The sequence below is a fragment of the Pseudomonas persica genome (assembly GCF_900291015.1).
Lineage (GTDB): Bacteria > Pseudomonadota > Gammaproteobacteria > Pseudomonadales > Pseudomonadaceae > Aquipseudomonas.
Genome location: NZ_OLKL01000405.1, coordinates 1 through 232 on the forward strand (window position 1 = coordinate 1; position 232 = coordinate 232).

A 232-nucleotide genomic window follows, 5' to 3' on the forward strand; every position below is an offset into this window, starting at 1 on the left:
ATGGAGCGGGAGACGGGAATCGAACCCGCACCATCAGCTTGGAAGGCTGAGGTTCTACCATTGAACTACTCCCGCACCGGGAATGCGCCACAACGTGAAGCTGGTGGAGGGAGGTGGATTCGAACCACCGAAGGCGTAAGCCAGCAGATTTACAGTCTGCCCCCGTTGGCCGCTTGGGTATCCCTCCTTACCACCCCATTCCGTGCCGCCGAAGCGTTGCGGTGTGTGGTGG

The 232-nt window shown here is 60.3% G+C and carries 2 tRNA genes; both read right to left on the reverse strand.

Annotated elements, in window-relative coordinates:
- Position 1 precedes the first annotated feature (1 nt).
- Positions 2–75: transfer RNA gene (locus tag FQ664_RS27065), tRNA-Gly, on the reverse strand.
- Positions 76–101: 26 nt separating this feature from the next.
- Positions 102–187: transfer RNA gene (locus FQ664_RS27070), tRNA-Tyr, on the reverse strand.
- Positions 188–232: the final 45 nt, after the last annotated feature.